We start from the raw sequence: 3,397 nt of genomic DNA on the forward strand, positions 1-3,397 counted from the left end.
GATATCCTTTAGAAATCCATAGCCGCAAAAACTCGCGCAGGATTTCCTCCCAGTTTTCAAAATAGGGTTTAAGTTCCCGTACGGTTTCGATATAGGGTTCAAGATGGAGATCCACCCAGGCGCCTCCGGAGGTCTTTCAGGAATTCAAGCATGCGGATCACGGCTTCCTTTTCGAATTCAAAGGGAAGATAACGGGAGGTGAAATAGGCCTGATAAAGGTCGTCCACCACCGAAACTCTATCCCGGTAGAAAGTCTCCCAGGTAGCGTCCACTTTAGCGGCTTCCCGAAAAAGACGGTGCAGATTATGAGTCTGGGGAAAGGTGCCGGTGTGTTTGAGGAGATAGGTTTTAAGGAGAAGCTGAGCGCTCTGTTCGGCAAAGAAGGCGGAAAGCTCCAGATCCCCCTCCTCGAAATGGCGGAGGGCTTCGCGGAAGAATTTTTCCGCCCGTTGGGCGAAAAGTTTGAGGGTCTCGCTCAAGGCTTTACCCCCTGGGGATCTCAAGCATCCGTTTTACCGCCCGAAGGGCCCGCACCCGGACCTCCTCCGGAACCACCACCCGGGGCTCCAGGTTCTCCAGGGCCTGATAGACCAGCTCCAGGGTGGTCAATTTCATGGATTCACAGATCATCTTTTCCGAAGCGGGATAGAACTTTTTGTCCGGATTCTGTTTCCGCAGGGGATAAAGCAGCCCCACCTCGGTCCCGATAATGAATTCCCGATGGGTGGACTCGCGACAGAAGCGAAGCATGCCGCTGGTGGAGGCCACGTGATCGGCAAGGTCTATGACCTCGGGCCGACATTCGGGATGGGCGATGAAAAGGGCCTCGGGATGGGCCTCGCGGGCCCGTTTTACATCCTCCGGAGAGAGCACGTCGTGAAAGGGGCAGAATCCCTCGTGATAGATAATGCGCTTTTCCGGAAAATGACGTTGGGCATAGAGGGCCAGGTTACGATCCGGAAGGCAGATGATCTCCTTTTCCGGAAGACTGGCGATGACCCGTACCACGTTGGCCGAGGTGCAGCAGATGTCGCTTTCGGCCTTGACCTCGGCGTAGGAATTTACATAGGTGACCACCGGGGCGCCGGGATGGGCCTCCCGGAGAGCCCGGACATCCTCCGGGGATACCATGCTGGCCATGGCACAGCAGGCCTGAGGAGCCGGAAAAAGGACGATCTTTTCCGGGGAAACGATGTGGGCGGTCTCGGCCATGAAAAGCACCCCGCAGAAGACGATCACCTCCGCATCGGTCCGGGAGGCCTTGAGGGAAAGTTCCAGGGAATCCCCCACCAGATCGGCGATATCCTGGATCTCCGGGGGCTGATAATTGTGGGCCAGAATGAGGGCCTTACGATCCCGGGCCAGCTTTCGTATCTCGGCCTGAAGTTTCTCTCTTTCCATTTTCAGGAACCTCCTTCCTTTTCCTGGATGACCTCCACCCCCTTGGGAATCCTGAAGACGAACCTCTGGGGATCGATCCTGGGATTGATCCTCAGGTCCTTGAGGACGAGATGGGTAAGATTTCCCAGAGGATCCCAGGACCAGATTTCCCTTATTTCACCTGTGCTCAGTTCTACCTTGAGTTTGACCCGGGAGACGCTCTGATCCCCCCGGGGCTTGAGTTCCAGGAAATAGAATCCTCTCTCCGCCGGGGCCCCGGAGAGAAGGCGAAAATTTTGGCTCAGACGGGCCTTTCCCGAGAGCAGGGCCAGGACCAGGCGGGAGAAGGCCCTCCGGGGGTCGAAAACGAAGACCTGCGCATCGGGCTGAGAGTAATAATAGACCCTTTTTCCGTCGGAAACGATAACCAGTTTTTCCGGATAATCGTACTCCCAGCGCAGGAGATCGGGTTTGGAGAACCAGAATCGCCCTCCGGAGGTTTCCACCTCGAGCTTTTTGCGCCAATAGACTTCCTGGGTGAAGGCCCCGGAAAGGGTCTGCGTGCGGAGGTAAAAGTCCTCCACCCGGTGAAGGACCACCTCCGGGAGGATCGGTTCGGCCTTAAGGCTTACGGCCCAAAAGAACAGGGCGAGGACGTACACCATCGCTCGGACCAACGATACCCTCCTTTTCCATACGTTCTACGAGCCTGGCGGCCCGATTATACCCTATGCGCAGGCGCCTCTGTAGCATGGAGACCGAAATTTTACCCTGCTGAACCGCGATTTCCACCGCCTGGCGATAAAGTTCATCCTCCTCTTCGAGATCCTGCTCCGGCCCTTCCTCTCCCTCGGGTAAGGCTTCGAAGTCGGCCAGATATTCCGGTGCACCCTGGGCCCGGAGGTATTCTACCACCTGCTGAACCTCGGATTCGGAGACATAGGGGGCGTGAATACGCCGAAGTTTGGAGGCCCCGGGAGGAAGAAAGAGCATGTCTCCGGCTCCCAGGAGACGCTCGGCTCCCTGAACGTCCAGGATGGTTCGGGAATCGGTGCGGGAGGAGACCTGGAAGGAGAGACGGGCCGGGAAGTTGGCCTTGATCAGCCCGGTGATCACATCCACCGAAGGACGCTGGGTGGCCAGCAACAGGTGGATCCCCGAGGCTCGGGCCATCTGAGCCAGACGGGTGAGAAGGGTCTCCACCTCCTTGGAGGATACCACCATGAGATCCGCTAGTTCGTCGATGATGATCACGATATAGGGTAATTTTTCCTCGGCCTGGCGGTTGTAAGTGTCCAGATTGCGGGCCCGGCTTTCCTCGAGCAGGGTATAGCGCCGTTCCATCTCCTCCACCGCCCAGCGCAGGGCCCGGGTGGCCAGCTTGGGTTCCAGGACCACCGGATGCAGGAGATAGGGAATGCCCTCATAGGTGGAAAGTTCGATGCGTTTGGGATCGATGAGCAGGAAGCGAACCCGCTCCGGGGTGTTCTTATAGATGAGACTCAGGATGACCGAATGGATGAAGACACTCTTTCCGGTTCCGGTGGCCCCGGCGATGAGGAGATGGGGCATCCGGGCCAGATCCGCCACCACCGGATGGCCGGATTGGTCCTTGCCCAGGGCCAGGGTAAGCGGGGAGCGAGACTTACGAAAGGCTTCGCTCTCCAGGATTTCGCGCAGATAGACCGTCTCCCGGCGGGGATTGGAGACCTCGATCCCCACCACGTCCTTTCCGGGAATGGGGGCCACGATGCGCACGCTTTCGGCCGAAAGACCCAGGGCCAGGTCATCGGCCAGGGAAACGATGCGGTTGATCTTTATCCCCGGGGCGGGTTTGAATTCGTAAACGGTGATCACCGGGCCGGGATTGATGCCGCAGACCTTACCCTCCACCCCGAATTCCCGCAGTTTTTCCTCCAGGGTTCGCCCCAGGGCCTCCAGGTCGCTCTTGTTGGGCCCCGTCCGGTCGGAAGGGGGGAGAAGGAGGAGATCCAGCGGCGGAGGGAACCCCTTCCCC

4 protein-coding genes are annotated in these 3,397 nt (G+C 58.3%); all 4 read right to left on the reverse strand.

Annotated elements, in window-relative coordinates; translation table 11 throughout:
* Nucleotides 1-98: 98 nt before the first annotated feature.
* Nucleotides 99-479 (reverse strand): HEPN domain-containing protein, encoded by a 381-nt coding sequence (locus tag F8J34_RS00085; protein ID WP_297055003.1) that lies wholly within the window; start codon nt 477-479, stop codon nt 99-101.
* A 4-nt stretch (nt 480-483) separates the two neighbouring features.
* The gene (gene nadA, locus F8J34_RS00090; protein WP_297055006.1) at nt 484-1,401 is read right to left on the reverse strand and encodes a quinolinate synthase NadA; all 918 of its coding nucleotides are present in this window, start codon (nt 1,399-1,401) and stop codon (nt 484-486) included.
* Nucleotides 1,402-1,403: 2 nt separating this feature from the next.
* Entirely contained in the window at nt 1,404-2,045 is a 642-nt protein-coding gene (locus tag F8J34_RS00095) for an outer membrane lipoprotein carrier protein LolA (protein ID WP_297055009.1), read from the reverse strand.
* The coding region (locus tag F8J34_RS00100; RefSeq protein WP_297055011.1) for a DNA translocase FtsK at nt 2,002-3,397 on the reverse strand (1,396 nt) is incomplete at its 5' end. The genes F8J34_RS00100 and F8J34_RS00095, both read right to left, overlap by 44 nt.

The sequence above is a fragment of the Thermosulfurimonas sp. genome, from assembly GCF_015491435.1.
GTDB lineage: Bacteria > Desulfobacterota > Thermodesulfobacteria > Thermodesulfobacteriales > Thermodesulfobacteriaceae > Thermosulfurimonas_A.